The organism is Rhodoferax sp. U2-2l, assembly GCF_020594515.1.
GTDB lineage: Bacteria > Pseudomonadota > Gammaproteobacteria > Burkholderiales > Burkholderiaceae_C > Rhodoferax.
The window spans coordinates 72,406-88,066 of the sequence record NZ_JAJCTH010000001.1 but is presented as its reverse complement, the minus strand read 5'-3'; the positions used below and the strand labels follow the sequence as shown (position 1 = coordinate 88,066).

Annotated in this window: 14 protein-coding genes; 4 read left to right on the top strand and 10 right to left on the bottom strand. The window is 62.9% G+C overall.

All coding sequences use genetic code 11. The features are described from left to right. Nucleotides 1–16 precede the first annotated feature (16 nt). The 8 genes from mnhG to LHU53_RS00355 form a co-directional block, all read right to left on the bottom strand. Complete coding sequence (mnhG, locus tag LHU53_RS00390) at nt 17–412, bottom strand: monovalent cation/H(+) antiporter subunit G (RefSeq protein WP_227330097.1); 396 nt, start codon at nt 410–412, stop codon at nt 17–19. Then, nucleotides 409–693, bottom strand: a complete 285-nt coding sequence (locus LHU53_RS00385) for a K+/H+ antiporter subunit F (RefSeq protein WP_227330096.1) — start codon at nt 691–693, stop codon at nt 409–411. Before LHU53_RS00385 ends, mnhG begins: the two co-directional genes overlap by 4 nt. Beyond that, nucleotides 690–1,208 carry a Na+/H+ antiporter subunit E gene (locus LHU53_RS00380; RefSeq protein WP_227330095.1) on the bottom strand — a complete coding sequence of 173 codons (519 nt, stop codon included), beginning with the start codon at nt 1,206–1,208 and terminating at the stop codon, nt 690–692. The genes LHU53_RS00385 and LHU53_RS00380 overlap by 4 nt, the downstream gene beginning before the upstream one ends. Next, entirely contained in the window at nt 1,205–2,830 is a 1,626-nt protein-coding gene (locus tag LHU53_RS00375; RefSeq protein ID WP_227330094.1) for a monovalent cation/H+ antiporter subunit D, read from the bottom strand. Before LHU53_RS00375 ends, LHU53_RS00380 begins: the two co-directional genes overlap by 4 nt. Further along, a complete protein-coding gene (locus tag LHU53_RS00370) occupies nt 2,827–3,168 on the bottom strand; it encodes a Na+/H+ antiporter subunit C (protein WP_227330093.1) in 342 nt (113 codons plus the stop codon). The genes LHU53_RS00375 and LHU53_RS00370 overlap by 4 nt, the downstream gene beginning before the upstream one ends. Further along, nucleotides 3,168–6,074 carry a monovalent cation/H+ antiporter subunit A gene (locus LHU53_RS00365; protein ID WP_227330092.1) on the bottom strand — a complete coding sequence of 969 codons (2,907 nt, stop codon included), beginning with the start codon at nt 6,072–6,074 and terminating at the stop codon, nt 3,168–3,170. Before LHU53_RS00365 ends, LHU53_RS00370 begins: the two co-directional genes overlap by 1 nt. 116 nt (nt 6,075–6,190) lie before the next feature. Continuing rightward, nucleotides 6,191–6,592 carry a GreA/GreB family elongation factor gene (locus tag LHU53_RS00360; protein WP_227330091.1) on the bottom strand — a complete coding sequence of 134 codons (402 nt, stop codon included), beginning with the start codon at nt 6,590–6,592 and terminating at the stop codon, nt 6,191–6,193. A gap of 322 nt (nt 6,593–6,914) precedes the next feature. After that, entirely contained in the window at nt 6,915–9,977 is a 3,063-nt protein-coding gene (locus LHU53_RS00355; RefSeq protein WP_227330090.1) for an EAL domain-containing protein, read from the bottom strand. 221 nt (nt 9,978–10,198) lie between these two features. Between LHU53_RS00355 and LHU53_RS00350 the strand changes: the two genes are divergently transcribed. Next, nucleotides 10,199–11,017 (top strand): sulfite exporter TauE/SafE family protein, encoded by an 819-nt coding sequence (locus tag LHU53_RS00350; RefSeq protein ID WP_227330089.1) that lies wholly within the window; start codon nt 10,199–10,201, stop codon nt 11,015–11,017. A gap of 27 nt (nt 11,018–11,044) precedes the next feature. On the opposite strand, the gene LHU53_RS00345 is transcribed toward LHU53_RS00350, so the two are convergent. Beyond that, complete coding sequence (locus LHU53_RS00345) at nt 11,045–12,034, bottom strand: asparaginase (protein WP_227330088.1); 990 nt, start codon at nt 12,032–12,034, stop codon at nt 11,045–11,047. Between the two features lie 102 nt (nt 12,035–12,136). Here LHU53_RS00345 and lexA point away from each other — a divergent pair, with 102 nt between their 5' ends. The 3 genes from lexA (at nt 12,137) to LHU53_RS00330 (ending at nt 14,328) form a co-directional block, all read left to right on the top strand. Then, complete coding sequence (lexA, locus tag LHU53_RS00340; RefSeq protein WP_227330087.1) at nt 12,137–12,811, top strand: transcriptional repressor LexA; 675 nt, start codon at nt 12,137–12,139, stop codon at nt 12,809–12,811. A gap of 63 nt (nt 12,812–12,874) precedes the next feature. Next, entirely contained in the window at nt 12,875–13,219 is a 345-nt protein-coding gene (locus LHU53_RS00335) for a hypothetical protein (protein WP_227330086.1), read from the top strand. A gap of 101 nt (nt 13,220–13,320) precedes the next feature. Next, nucleotides 13,321–14,328, top strand: a complete 1,008-nt coding sequence (locus LHU53_RS00330) for a D-2-hydroxyacid dehydrogenase family protein (RefSeq protein WP_227330085.1) — start codon at nt 13,321–13,323, stop codon at nt 14,326–14,328. Between the two features lie 57 nt (nt 14,329–14,385). Here the strand turns inward: LHU53_RS00330 and LHU53_RS00325 are convergent, their stop codons facing one another. After that, a complete protein-coding gene (locus LHU53_RS00325; RefSeq protein WP_227330084.1) occupies nt 14,386–15,633 on the bottom strand; it encodes an HD-GYP domain-containing protein in 1,248 nt (415 codons plus the stop codon). Between the last annotated feature and the right edge of the window lie 28 nt (nt 15,634–15,661).

Genomic DNA, 15,661 nt, shown 5'->3' with positions numbered 1-15,661 from the left:
GCGTCAACCGGCACGGTTATTCAGCATCGACGCCCGGTATCGCCCTGCCTGAGCCCGGTTCCAGCCGATCCGCCGGCCGGGTCGACGTTTTGCTGCGTTCACGCAGGTCCCGGTACACGGCGGCGCGCATGATCAGCATGGCCACCACCGGCGCCGTCATCAACACAAAGAGACTGATCAACACCTCGTGGATCACCAGACGGGACTGCGCCACCGAGAAATACAGCATCGACGCCAGCAGGATGCAGCCCGCGCCCAGGGTGACGGTGATCGCCGGGCCATGGATGCGCTGGTAAAAACTTTGCAGCCGCGCCAGGCCGAGCGCACCGATCACCGTGACCAGCCCACCCAGCACCAGCAACAAGGCCACCGGGACAGCCGCCCACCACGGCAAGGCTTCGGCGCCGCTCATTCGATCACCTCGCCACGCATCAGGAACTTGGCCAGCGCGATCGTCGAGACAAAACCCAGCAAGGCGATGATCAGCGCCGCTTCAAAATAGATCTGGCTGCCCTGGCGGATGCCCAGCACCAGCGCCAGCAGCATCGCGCACATCCACAGCGTGTCCAGCGCCAGCACGCGGTCTTGCGCGGCCGGGCCGATCATCAGGCGCAGCGTGCACAGCAGCATCGCCAGCACCACGCAGGCCAGCGCAAAAAAACTGGCCGCCGACAGCAGGGTCGCGGTCGTCATAAGGGGTCTCCTGGGGTTGCGGGTGTCTCAAACACGTCCATGATGGGGCGCTCGTAACGCGTCTTGATGGTGTCCACCCACCAGGCTTCGTCGTGCAGGTCGAACACGTGAAGCAGCAGTTCATGTTGGTCGGGCAACAGATCGGCCCAGACCGTGCCCGGCGTCGAGTTGATCAGGCACGACAACAGCGCCAGCCCATGCGGGCTGCGCAGATCAAGCGGCACGCGGATGAACTGGTCATTCACGTCGACTGAGCGGCGCAGCAAAATGATCTGGGCGACATTGAAGCAAGAGCGCAGGATCTCGATGGCCGAGAACCCCAACAGCCGCAGCAGCGCCAGCGGGCGACGCAGGCGGGCATAACCGTGCGGCTGCAAGGGCCTGCAGAGCAGCGGCGCCACGATGCCCAGCACAGCGCCCAGCAACCAGTGGGCTGGCTCGACGCTCTGGTTCAGCAGCAGCCAGGTCAGCAGCAGGCAGACCGACAGCAGCGGCGAAGGCAACCAGCGTTTCATGGTGGCACCGCCAGGCCAGGGTGCCGCTGGACCGGGGGTTCGCCCAGCACCCGCAGGCTGTAGTCATGGCTGCGCACCAGCCCGTCGGTGGTACGGCCCAAAAAGTCAAACACCGTGCCGGCCTGCACCGTCAACAACACACACAACACCACCAGCGCACCGATGGGTACCGCTTCCGAGGCCTGCAGCCGCGGCGGCGTGACCACGCCCGAGGCCCAGAAGGTGCGTACCCCCAGGCGCATCAGTGCAATCGTCGCCGCCAGGCCGCCCAGCACCATCAGCGCGATCAGCAGCCAGGTGCTGGCGGGCACCTGCGCCGGTGCGGCCGCGAGCATGGCGTGAAACAGGCTGAACTTGGCAACAAAACCCGCCAGCGGCGGCAGGCCGGTGATGACCAATGCGCAGGCGCCAAAGCTCAAGCCCAGGAAAGCCAGGGTGCCCGGAATGCCGACGCCGACCGGGTCCTCCGGTTTGTCCTCGATGACGAAGGCTTCCACCGTGAGCGCCAGCAAGGCGGCGCCCGGTGGCCGGATGCGTTCGGTGAGTTCAATCAACAGCATGAAGGCCGCCATCGCCAGCGTCGAGCCCAACAGGTAATACAAGCCCGAGGCCAGCACCGCGCTGCCCGAGTGGCCAATCACCACTAGCAGCGTGCCTGAGGAAACAATCGCACCGTAGCCCGCCATGCGCCCGCCGCTCTGGCTGGCCAGCATGCCGATCGCGCCAAACAGCAGGGTGGCCGTGCCGCCCACGGTCAGCGCCACAAAACCGAAGCCCCCCAGCACGCCCGCCTGGTCGCCGAACACCACCAACCAGACGCGCAGCACCGCATACACGCCCACCTTGGTCATCAGCACCAGCATCGCCCCGACCGGCGCTGAGGCCGACGCGTAGGTGGTGGGCAGCCAGAAACCCAGCGGCCACATCCCGCCTTTGGTCAGGAAGGCCAGCGCCAGCACCGTGGCGCCGATTTGCAGCAGCCAGGTATCTTGCGCGCCAAGCGTTGCCACGCGCGCGCCCAAATCCGCCATGTTGAGCGTGCCTGTGGCGGCGTAAATCAGCGACACCCCGATCAGGAACAGCAGCGAGGCCACCAGGTTGACCGCAACGTACTGCATGCCGGCCTGGATGCGGCGCAGGTTGTAGCCGTGCAACACCAGACCATAGGACGCGGCCAGCATGACCTCGAAGAACACGAACAGGTTGAACAGGTCGTTGGTCAGAAACGCGCCATTGAGCCCCATCAACAGGAACTGGAACATCGAATGGAAGCTCACCCCCACGCGGTCCCAGCGCCGCGCTGAGTACACCAGCACGGCCAGCGCGATGGTTGACGTCAGCACCAGCATCAGCGCGGTCAGCCGGTCCACCATCAGCGCGATGCCAAAGGGTGCCGACCAGTTGGCCGCCAGATACACGCCGATGCCAGCGGGCCAATAACCACCGTCGGCCATCAGCAACAGCGCCACCGCCACCAGCCACAACAACACGCCGCTGCTCAGGCCCAGGGCAAATTTCAGCCGGTGGCGGGTCTGGTTGATCGGGATCAACAGCGCCCCCACGATCAGCGGCAGCAGCACCGGCACGACGATGAGGTGTTGCATCCAGGGCAGCGCGGTCATCGGCGCGGCTCCTCGCCATCCACGTGGTCGCTGCCGGACAGCCCGCGCGCGCCGATCATCATCACCAGGTACAGCGCGGTGGTGGCAAAGCCGATCACGATCGCGGTCAGCACCAGGGCTTGCGGCAGCGGGTCAGCCAACTGGGCCGGATCAATGTTGGGCGTGGGGGTGATCGGCGGCTGGCCCACCCACAGCCGCCCCATCGCGAAGATGAACAGGTTCACAGCGTAGGACATCAGCAGCAGCCCGGTGAGGAGCTGGAAAGTGCGCGGCCGCAAGATCAGCCAGATGCCCGCGCCAAACACCACCCCCACGGCGATCGCCAGCACGAGTTCCATCAGAGAGCCCTCCCCGTGACGCTGGCGGGCGCGTCCGGCGCCTCCGCGCCCGGCTGGCGGTGCGCCCGCAGCGACTGGTGGGCCAGCGCCACCAGCATCAGTATGGTGGTGCCGACCACCACGATGAACACGCCCAGATCAAAGACGAAGGCGCTTGGCAGATGCAGCTCACCCACCAGCGGCCAGTTGACATGCGCGGTGTGCGTCGTCAAAAACGGGTGGCCGAACCCCCACGCGACCAGACCGGTGCCACAGGCCAGCAGCAAGCCAAAGCCCAGCCAGCGGTGCGGGCGAAGTTGCAGGTGGTTCTCCACCCAGGTCGTGCCCGCCAGCATGTACTGCACCAGGATCGCCACCGCAAAGATCAACCCGGCAACAAAACCGCCGCCCGGCAGGTTGTGGCCACGCATGAAGAAATACACCGCGACCACGCCCATGAAAGGCAGCAACAAGCGCAGGTAAATGCCCGGCACCAGCAGGTAGCCGCTGTTGGCCTGCTCAGCCGGACTCTGGCGGCAGGCCGGGTCGCCCACAAAGCGTTGTTGCGGCGGGATGGTGGCACTCTCGGGCGCCGGGCGGAAGCGGCGCAGCAGCGCATAGACGGTGAGCGCCACCACCGCCAGCACGGTGATCTCCCCCAAGGTGTCAAAGCTGCGGAAATCCACCAGCAACACATTGACCACATTGCTGCCCCCGCCACCGCTGAGCGCGTTGAGCAGGAAAAAGTCGGCCATCGTGTCCGAGGCCGGGTGCACCAGCACCGCATAGGTCAGCGCCGCCAGCGCGACCCCGCCCCCCACGGCCAGCGCCAGATCACGCGAACGGCGCGCCCACACGCGCCAGAGCGGCTGGCCCGGACCCGCCATCGCCTCAAGCCGCGGTGGCAGCCAGCGCAGGCCGAGCAGGATCAGCACGGTGCTCACGGTCTCCACCATCAGCTGGGTCAGGGCCAGATCAGGGGCCGACAGCCACAGAAAGGTCGCCGCGGTGACGATGCCGGTGCCGCCAATCAGCGCCAGCGCCGCCAGCCGGTGGTACTTGGCCATCCACGCCCCGGCCAGCGCACACCCCGCGCCAATCACCCACATGGCGGCAAACAGGAGGTCAAAGTCCTGCTGCGGGAGGACGGTCCACGCGGGTGGCGGGCCGGCCAGCAGCAGCGGGACCACCAGCAGGCCGAGCATCATCAACATCAGTTGCGACTGCAGCCGTTGGGTGCCGACGCAGCGCAGCAGCCACTCGGCGCCACGCGTCATTTGCAGCATCATGGTCTCAAAAGCCTGCGCACCGCTGAAACGGTGGATCAGCGGCGCCTGCACGAGTTGCTGCAGGTTGAAGTGGCGACGCAGCACCACGTAGAGCACCAGGCCGCCGCCCAGGGCGGCCACACTCATCAGCAAGGCCAGATTGAAGCCGTGCCACACCGCCAGGTCGTACGCGGGCGTGGCCGCGCCCAGGGTGGCGACCACGGCCAGGTGCAACAGCGGCTCGATGCTCAAACCCGGGGCGATGCCCACCACCAGGCAGGTCAGCACCAGCAGCTCCACCGGCAAACGCATCAAGTGCGGCGGCTCGTGGGGGTCACGCGGCAGGTTCTGCGCTGGCGCGCCGAAAAACACCGAAATGAACCGCAGCGAGTACGCCACGCTGAACATGCCCATCGCCACCGCCGCGATCGACATCCACCAGTGGCGGTCGCCACCGACATGAATCGTCTCGGCGAAAAACATTTCTTTGGACAAAAAACCGTTGAGCAGCGGTACCCCCGCCATCGCCGCGCTGGCCACAATGGCCAGCGTGGCGGTGATCGGCAATTTGTGGCGCAGGCCGCGCAGCACCCGCAGGTCGCGGGTGCCCGACTCGTGGTCGATGATGCCAGCGGTCATGAACAACGACGCCTTGAAGACGGCGTGGTTAAGGATGTGGAAGATCGCCGCGACGATGGCCATCGGTGTGCCAATGCCGATCAGCACGGTGATCAAGCCCAGATGGCTGATGGTCGAATAGGCCAGCAAGCCCTTGAGGTCGTGCTGGAAGATGGCAATGAACGCGCCGAGCAACATCGTGCAGACCCCGGCGCCGCCAACGATCCAGGTCCACTCGGGCGTGCCCGCCAGCGTCGGCCACAGGCGCACCAGCAGAAACACCCCCGCCTTCACCATGGTGGCCGAATGCAGGTAGGACGACACCGGCGTGGGCGCCGCCATCGCGTGCGGCAGCCAGAAGTGGAAAGGAAATTGCGCGCTTTTGGTCAACGCACCGAGTGCGATCAGCACCAGTGCGGTCAGGTACAGGTCGTGGCCGCGAACGGCATCGCCCGCAGCCAGCACCACGTCAAGGTCGTAACTGCCAACGATGTGGCCCAACACCAGCACCCCGGCCAGCAGACACAGGCCGCCGGTGGCGGTGACGGTGAAGGCCATGCGCGCGCCACGGCGGGCGTCGGCGCGGTGGTGCCAGTAGCCGATCAGCAGGAAAGACGTGACGCTGGTCAACTCCCAGAACACAACCAGTTGCACCAGGTTGCCCGACAGCACCACCCCCAGCATCGAGCCCATGAAGGCAAGCAAAAAGGAAAAGAAGCGCGGCACCGGGTCGTCGGGCGACATGTAGTAGCGGGCGTACAGCACCACCAGCAGGCCGATCGCCAAGACCAGCATGGTGAACACCCATGCCAGACCGTCGACCCGCAGCACAAAATCGAGCCCTTGGGCCGGCAGCCAGGCGTACTCTTCGCGCAGCACCTCACCGCTGGCGATCTGTGGCAACAGCAAGCCCCCAATCACCAGTCCACACACCGTCACCCCAATGGCGAGCCAGGATTCCCGGTTGCGCGCGTCCTGCGGCATCAGCGCAGCCAACAGGCTGCCGATGAAGGGGACGAGGACGAGGGAGGAAAGCAGCATGAATCGTGATCAGTGGGCAGGTCAAGTGACTGGGTCGGGCAGAGTGTCGTCCGGCACGGCCCTGGATGGCGCAACCGCACAATGGTAACGATAGCACAGCGACCGATACACCCAGCTCAGGTGATGTAGTCGCCAGAGGCTTCCGGCTGAAACAAAACGGCCGTCAGCTTGGCGGACCGCACCTCACCCTGGGGCATCTGCCACACCACCGTGTCGCCAACGCGCCGGCCCAGCAACGCTGACCCGACGGGCGACAGAATCGAGATCAGCCCCTGGCCGGCGTCAGCGTTTGCCGGGTAACACAGGGTGATCCTTTGGCGCAGCGCCGAGCCGTCATGGACGATTTCGACCTGCGAGTTCATGGTGACAATGTCGGAGGCGATGTCCCGCGAGACAACCAGGTCGGCCGAGTTCAAATCCTCGGCCAGGTCTTCTGGCAGTTGGCCTCGGTTCATTTTTGAGAGGCGGGTGAAGTCGAGCTCGGTCAGCAGGCGCTGGCCAGAATGGGTCGTGAACATGAAATATCTCCATCAAGCGCGGCCAAAACCTGCTGATGCAGAGTCACGGCCACAATCGCGCTGAGCGGGTGCCCGGCGATAGATGGTTGCGCAAAAAAAGGAAAAGGTTTATCGCCGGGCGGGGGAATGTGCGACCGGCTGGTATGGCCAAATCTTGTGCACGTGCGCGCACCCACGATCACACCGGCTGTCGAACAAGCCGGTGGTGGTGGGGAGTCTGAGCGTGAACATCAGATGGGCCATAACTTCTGTTGCATCGCCGGATGATAGCAACATCGACCTGCCGACCCCGACATGACCGTCGCAGCGGGCCTGATGCCCCTCACGCCGCAGGTGAATCCATGGCCCGCACAAACGCCTCGAATTCCTGCAGGGGTAGCGGTCGACTGAACAGATAGCCCTGATAGCCAAGGCATCCCACACTGGCGAGGAAGTCGCGCTGTTCCTCCGATTCCACCCCCTCGGCGATCACCGACAAGCCCATGCTGTCGGCCAGGGCCACCACCATTTTGGCAATGGCCGCATCGTTGGCGTCGGTCGCGATGTTCCTGACAAAGCCCTGGTCAATTTTGAGCTGGTCCAGTGGCAAGCGCTTGAGGTAGGCCAGTGAGGAATACCCGGTCCCAAAGTCGTCCAGCGAGAAACTCACGCCTTTGTCTTTGAGCCGGCCCATCTTCAGGGTGACCTGTTCCACATCGTCGACCAGCATGCTCTCGGTCAGCTCCAGCTTCAGCCGGGCCGGGTTGGCGTCGGTGCGCGCCAGCACCTGCAGCACCTGCTCAACAAAATCCGGCGTGTGAAACTGTTTGGCGCTGACATTGACTGCCAGCGTGAGGGCGGCAAAGGCCGGCTGCGCCGCCCACCGGGTCAGTTGCAGACAGGCCGTTTCCATCACCCAAGAGCCCAGCGGCAAGATCAGGCCGTTGTCCTCAGCCAGGGGGATGAACTCCGCCGGCGACACCATGCCGCGTTGAGGGTGCCGCCAGCGCACCAGCACTTCGGCGCCGGTCAGCTTGTTCTGGGCGATCTGCGCCTGGTAATGCAGCACAAATTGGTGTTGTGACACCGCCTCGCGCAAATCCGCCTCCAGCTTGACGTGGGCGGTGACGGCGGTGCGCATCTCGGCGGTGAAAAAGCTGTAGGCATTGCGTCCTTGTTTCTTGGTCCAATGGGTGGCGGTGTCGGCGGCGCGCAGCAGGTCTTCCACCGACACGCCATCCTCCGGGTAGCGCGCAATCCCCAGGGATATGGTGGTCGAGATGGCGTGGCCTTCGAGGCGTACCGGCTCGGTCACCGCATCCAGCAGCCGTTGGATGACGCCCTGCACCACCGGGGCATCGGCATGGGTGATCAGAAACAGAAACTCGTCACTGCCCGAGCGGCACAGCGAGTCTGTGGCGGTCAGCACCGATTTGAGCCGTTCGCTCAGATGAACCAAAAACAAGTCGCCCGCGTGGTGCCCAAAACTGTCGTTGATCTGCCCGAAGTGGTCCAGGTCAAGGCAAATCACCGCCAGGGCCTGTCCATGGTCCTGCGATCGCTGGACTTCCAGCCGGGCATGGTCGATGAATTGCGCGCGGTTGGCCAGCCCGGTCAGCGCATCAAAATAAGACAGCTTCTGAATTCGCGATTCCGCCTCCTGGCGTTTGGTCAGGTCGCGGACAAAGACCGACAACAGGCCACCCTGATCGGCTTTGAAACTGGTACTGACCTCCACCGGCTTCATGTCTCCCGACTTGGTGCGATGGGCGGTCTCGAAGATATCTGCACCTTTGGCCATGATGGCTTCCATGCGCTGGGTGACGTCTTGGACTGACGCATGGGCATCCAGGTCCGCAATGTGCATGTGCAGCAGTTCCTGGCGGCTGTAACCAGAGAAGGCGACATAGGCATCGTTGACCTCCAGCAAACGACCTTCCCGGCTCACCAGCCAGAAGCCGTCCTGGGAGGTCTGAATCACCGTGCGGTATTTGGCCTCGCTCTCCCGTAAGGTGGCCAGGGTCAATTTTTGCTGGCCAACCAGGTCCATCCGGTCAAGTGCGTAGCCAATGTCCATGGCCATCTCACTGAGCAGGTTGAACATCTGGGTGTCAAACACCGCCTTATCAGGATGGTAAAGGCTGAGCAGCAGGTGGATCCGCCCAGCGCGAAACACCGGGAACGCGGCGTTGCTCGACCACCCAAAGCGTCGCACCGCGGCTTGCCACGGCGTCGTGATGGGGTCGGTGAAGTAATCGTTCACCACCGACGCTTGCCCGCTGCGCCAGGCCGAGCCACACAGGCCGTTGCCGTAGGGGCTGGCCGCATCGGCCGAAATCTGGATGCCTTGCAGAAAGTCGACGCCACTGCCAAACGCACTCACCACCTCAAAAGCCTGACTCTGCGGGTTGACCCGGCCAACCCAGGCCAGGCCAAACTGGCCATGTTCCACGGCGATCTGGCACACGCGGTTGAGCAGTTCGGTTTCGTCATGAACCGAAACGATGGTCTGGTTGGTTCGCGACAGGGCAGCGTAAATGTGGTTGAGGCGGCCCATCTCCACGTTGTGCGCGCTCATCGCCTGGGCCATGGTGTTGAAGCCCCGACCCAGTTGGGAGACTTCGTCATGGCCGCTGACTTCCACCCGGGCCGACAAATCACCATGCTGCAGGGCCAGCGCGGTCGCTTCAAGCTTGGCCAGACGGCGCGTGACCAGGCGTTGCATCAGACTGCCCAGCAGCAACAACAAAACCAGGTAGCCCAGCAGACGCGCCCCGGTCATTTGCAGCCAACGGGTCATGGCGTGTGATTGCAATTCACGCATCGGCACCTTCACGCTCAAGATGCCTCTCAACTCGCCCACCTGGTAGCCATACGCTTGTGAATAGGTGTCCCGGATCGATGGCGGTGCGTCGCCCTGCGCGCCGTGACACTTGAGGCAATAGGCCTCCGTCCACATCGGCGCGGTGAAGTGGTAATAGCTGTTGCCCGCGCTGTCCTTGATGTCTGACACCCGGTCAGGCGCCTCGGGGTTGGCCCGGAACCAGTTGATGGCCACCAGCTCATCGGCGTCGGCCTGGTTGCTCGGGCTGCGCGGGCGGTCTGACACATTGTTGAAGCGCAGCCCGGTTTTGAGCCAGTTGGGAAAGTCGTCTGAAATACGCGCCAACGCATGGGCCGGCAGAAAACCCAAGGTGCGCTCGTTCACTTCCAGGCCACTGGCCAGAAACTGCTGGTGGTACACCCGGCGCGTGGACATCAGCAAGGCCTGCACAATGCGTGCGTCGTTGTCGAGTTGCTGACGAATATCGGCCTGGATGGCGCGATACCCGTAAATCAGGTCTACCGCCATGATCATGGCGATCACCGCGCCAGAACCCAACCAGATTTTTGCCTGTAACTTCATGAGTGACTGGGATTGTGAAGCCAATGTGGCCGCCAGATTGTCGCCGCACTCACTACCATCGCCATACGCAGCACCGCCAGGCACGCCATCGCCAGCGACATCCGTTGGTACGGACGGTGCATTGTGTGATCCAATTTGCCTAGAAAAAAAGAACCCACAAGTTGGCCCCTGCTCAAGATGCCGGTCTGTTGACACGGCACACACCTTTCCTCGCTGAATTTATGCAATTTGAACTCTCCTTGATTCTTGCCTTGTGCGCGCTGGGGCTTTCGTCAGGTTTTTTGGCAGGGCTGCTGGGCATTGGCGGCGGCATGATCATGGTGCCCTTCATCTCAGCCATTCTCTCGAGCCGGGGTGTTGCGCCCGAACTGTCCATCAAGATGGCGATCGCCACCTCCATGGCAACCATTGTGTTCACCTCGGTCTCCAGCGTGCGTGCGCATCACCAACGCGGCGCCATCCGCTGGGAACTGGTCAGAGGCTTGGCCCCCGGTATCGTGCTGGGCGCTGCCATCGCCAGCGTCGGGGTTTTTTCTTTTTTGAAAGGCTCGGCCCTGGCGCTTTTCTTCGCGCTGTTTGTCAGCTTTTCGGCGACCCAGATGTTTCTGGACAAAAAGCCCGCACCCAGTCGTGCCGTGCCCGGCACGACTGGCTTGTTAGGGGCAGGATCGGTGATTGGCTTCCTGTCAGGCCTGGTGGGCGCGGGCGGTGGCTTTGTCAGCGTGCCCTTCATGACGTGGTGCAATGTGGCCATCCACAACGCTGTGGCGACATCGGCGGCCTTGGGTTTTCCGATCGCGCTGGCCAATGCGGTCGGTTACGTTCTGGGTGGCGCGGGTTTGTCCGAACGGCCGCCCTATTCCCTGGGCTATATCTGGTTGCCGGGCTTGCTGGTCATTGCCAGCTGCAGCGTTTTGACCGCGCCACTGGGTGCAGCAGCCGCCCACACCTTACCCGTCAAGCGGCTCAAACGGGTGTTTGCCAGCATTTTGTATCTGTTGGCAGCCTACATGCTGTACCGAGGGCTGATCACCTGGTGATGCCAGGTGCCAGACCCAGCCAGCCGCCTACGGCATCAGTTCCAGCATCAGCGCCACCCTGGCCTTCACGGGCGACAGGCCCTGCGAATCCACAAACGCGCTGTGGCGGGTCGGCAGCACCCTGCCGTTGGCACAACGTGTTGACCGCACCACCTTCACCCCGGCTTGTTGCGCCCGGCGCAACGCCGCCTCCAGGTCATGGTGCAAGGTACCGTTACCCGTCCCCGCCACCACCAGGCCGCGCAGCGGTGGAACCCCTGGCCAGGGCCTCAGCAAAGCGTCAACCACAGCCGCACTGCCACCGGCATAGTTCAAAACAATGTCAACGCGCGGCCAGGCGTCAGGTTGGGCGATGGTCATCCCATCTCTTCGCCATGTTTCACTGACAACGACAGGCCAATTTTTCAATAATCTGAGACGGCCTTCCTCAACAAAAGCCAAGGGGCCCGCATCGCCCGAGCTGAAGGCATCGAGTTGGTAGGTGTGGGCTTTTTGTACCTCCAGGGCGCCATGCACCACCCCGGCGCACACGGCCAGCACGCCACGTGCGCCAGAAGTCAGGGCCACCGCGACGGCGTCCATCAGGTTTTGCGGGCCGTCCGGATTCAGCGCCGAGGCAGGCCGCATGGCACACGTCAGGACCACAGGTTTGGCCTGGATCAGCGCCGACGGCAACACGGCATGCAGAAAAAAAGCGGTTTCTTCCAACGTGTCGGTGCCGTGGGTGATGACAACACCAATCACATCGGGTTGCGCCAGGTGATGTGCCACGCGCTGTGCCAATACCAGCCAGAGGTCAAAAGACATGTCTTTGCTGTCCACCTGCGCCACCTGTTCGCTGCCAAGCTGGCGCCCACACAACACCGTTTGCAGACCCGGCACAGCGTCCAGCAAGGCACCAACACTGAGCTGCGCCGCGGTGTAGCCAATGTTGTCCGCCGGGCTGGCGGCTGTGCCCGCGATGGTGCCACCAGTGCCCAGTACCCATACTTTGTTTGAACTTGGATCAAGTGCCACTTGCATGCTTTCAAAAACTGGTTAAAAATACAGTTACTGGACATCAAAACAGTAGTTTTATGACCAGCCGTGTTCGCCTCAAGCCACAAAAATGGAGTCGCCATGCTCAACCGCCCCAAACTGACCGACCGCCAGCAGCAGATCCTTGATCTTATCCAGAGCGCTATCGCGCGCACCGGGGCGCCGCCCACCCGGGCCGAAATCGCCACCGAACTGGGCTTCAAATCTGCCAATGCGGCCGAAGAGCACTTGCAAGCGCTGGCCCGCAAGGGTGCCATTGAGCTGGTCAGCGGCACCTCCCGGGGCATTCGGCTGCGTGGTGATGCGCTGCGCTCCATCAACGAGTCGCGCAACGCGCAGTTGGCATCGCCCTTGGCGGCCCTGGCCCAGCTGGCGCTGCCGCTGGTCGGCCGGGTGGCCGCTGGCTCACCCATCCTGGCGCAAGAGCATGTGGACCGCACCTACTACGTGGAAAGCAGCTTGTTTCAACGCAAACCCGACTACCTGCTGAAAGTGCGCGGCATGTCCATGCGTGACGCCGGCATCATGGACGGTGATTTGCTGGCGGTGCAAACCACGCGAGACGCCAAAAACGGCCAGATCGTGGTGGCCCGGCTGGGTGATGAAGTCACCGTCAAGCGCTTCATGCGCAACCACAACACCATCGAATTGCACCCGGAAAACCCGGACTACCAAACCATTCTGATCGAGCCGGGTGAGCCTTTCGAAATCGAAGGCCTGGCAGTTGGCCTGATCCGCAACACCATGCTGATGTAAACCGCTTCCCGCAGCCTTGCACCAGCCTCCGTCTTTGCCAGTCCGTCCGTGAAAGCCCACACCATGAACAACATGCAACGCACCTCGTCCCTCATCGTCTCGTTCGAGGCGTTGTGGCAGTGGCTGATGGTCAAACCAAGGCACCCCTCGCCCACCTACAAGCTCGTCAACACGCAGCGTATTGGCTCGCCAGCCAGGGCCAAGCCGTCAACCAGTCCGGCCAACCAGAATCACAAGCCGACGGGCATGGGCCAGAAACCTGCGTTCAGCCGATCAGTGCGGGTGTTGCAAGTGATGGACGCTGGCCAGAGCCCGGCGCAATCCGGACGCTTGCGAATCTCGGGCCGCATGGCGGATGTGTGCGCTGAGCTGGACCGACTGGCCGCCTGTGAGGTGCTGCAGCACTAACGACCCGTACGTCGGCACGCCGACCAGGATGGCCGCGTTTGTTACCGCCATTCCCAGCCCGGCGCTGATCAGATGGCGCTTGCCAAGGCACAATCGGCAGCATGAATATCGTGATCCTTGATGATTATCAGGATGCTGTGCGCAAATTGGCGTGTGCATCCAAGCTGGAGGCCTACCAAGCCAAGGTGTACACCAACACGGTCAAGGGTTTGGGCCAACTGACGGTTCGGCTCAAAGACGCTGACGTGATTGTGCTCAACCGTGAGCGCACCCATCTGCCCCGCGCCGTGATTGAAAAGCTGCCCAGACTGAAGCTGGTCGCACAAGCGGGCAGGATCGGCGCCCATCTGGATGTCAATGCCTGCACCGAACGTGGCATTGCCGTGGCAGACGGCACCGGCTCACCGGTCGCACCGGCAGAGCTGGCTTGGGCGCTGATCATGGCAGCCATGCGGCGTCTGCCGCAATACATTGGCAACCTCAAGCACGGTGTTTGGCAACAGTCAGGCCTGAAATCCGGTGCCATGCCTGTCAATTTTGGCTTGGGCACCACCCTGAGGGGCCGCACACTCGGCATTTGGGGCTATGGCCGGATTGGTCAACTGGTAGCGGGTTATGGGCGGGCCTTTGGCATGCGGGTGCTGATCTGGAGCCGGGCACCCTCGCGCGAGCGGGCTGCGCTGGACGGTTTTGAAGTAGCCAGTTCGCGAGAGGAATTGTTTGAACAGTCCGATGTGCTGTCGCTACACCTGCGGCTAAACGACGAAACAGCAGGCATCATCAGCGCGGAGGACCTGGCCACCATGAAACCCACCGCGCTGCTGGTCAACATTTCACGCGCCGAGCTGATCCAGCCTGACGCTCTGCTAGGTGCACTCAACCGCGGCCGCCCAGGCATGGCTGCAGTGGATGTTTACGAATCTGAACCCATATTGCAGGGCCACGCCCTGCTACGTCTGGAGAACTGCATATGCACGCCGCACATTGGTTACGTTGAACTCGACAGTTACGAAATGTACTTTGGCGCTGCATTTGACAACGTGGTGAACTTCATCAAGGGGCGCCCGACCAATATCGTGAACCCAGGCGCCCTGCAGGTCAGGCGCTGACATTGACCACGGCCCCGTTTGGGGCCATGTGCACACGGGTGCCAAAGAAGTGCGGGTTCACTTGCCGTAATTGGGCACCCCAGACCACAACTCATTCAGGTCCGGAAAGTTCCACTTCGCCGGGTCTTCACGACCGACAATCTTCTCCAGCGTGGAAGGCTGCGACAAATCCACCAGTCCGGGGACGATGCGCATGTTGGACTTGGTGGAGAAAAACACCTTGATGATGGGCATCGTGAGTGACTTGGGCGACTGCTCGGTCACGACGCCGATGCGACCTGAGCGCAGCCGCACCAGGGAGCCCACCGGGTAAATGCCCATGCTTTTGACAAAGCCCTGAAACACCTTCGGATCAAAATGGCCGTGCCATTCGGCCATGCGACGCAAGGACTCGGCGGGGTCCCAGCCAGACTTGTAGGGCCGGTTGGAAGTGATGGCGTCGTACACATCGCACACGGCGCCCATTTTGGAATAAAGACTGATCGCGTCACCCGCGAGCTTCTCGGGATAGCCGCTGCCGTCCACCTTTTCGTGGTGATGCAGCACCACATCCAGCGAGACGGCATCCACACCGCTGCTGGCCATGAGCATCTTGTAGCCTTCGGTGGGATGGGTGCGCATGATGTCAAACTCGGCATCGGTCAATTTGCCTGGTTTGTTAAGCACCTCCGTCGGCATGGCAACCTTGCCCATGTCGTGCAGCAAGCCGGCCAAGCCACAGGCGCGGGTCTGGGCCTCGTCCAGGCCAAGCTGTTTGGCCAGGGCCACCATCATGGCGCACACCGCTACCGAGTGCAGGTAGGTGTAGTCGTCCGCCGTTTTGAGCCGTGCCAAGCTGATGATGGCGCCGGGGTTGCGCGAGACCGAGTCCGAGATGTCTTCGACCAACTGCCGAGCGCCGCCAACGTCCACCGCTTTGCCCATCCGCACTTCTTCAAACATCGACACCACCGCCGCCTTGGCTTGCAGACAGATGCGGGCTGCGCGCTCCAGCTCCTGGTCGGCGGGTATGACGCCTGTCCCCGGCGGTGTCCTTGACTGCTCAGAGACGCTCGGTAGGGATCCGATTGTCGGATGGGTCTCTTCAACCACTTCGGCGACCACCGACACGCCTACAGGAACGTCCAAGCCTTTGCTGCAGTCAATCATCACCTCCTTGATGCTGCTGGCCAGAATCAAGTCCATGTCTTTGGGGTCTTTGAGAACGAAGCCGGTGCGCCAGAAAGGGTGGTCCATCCAGGAACCGCAAAACTCCTTGAGGTGCATCCCCAACTGGAGCTGGTCGACATGAATACGTTTGAGCATGTTTGTTATGGGGTCAGCGCCAACGAAG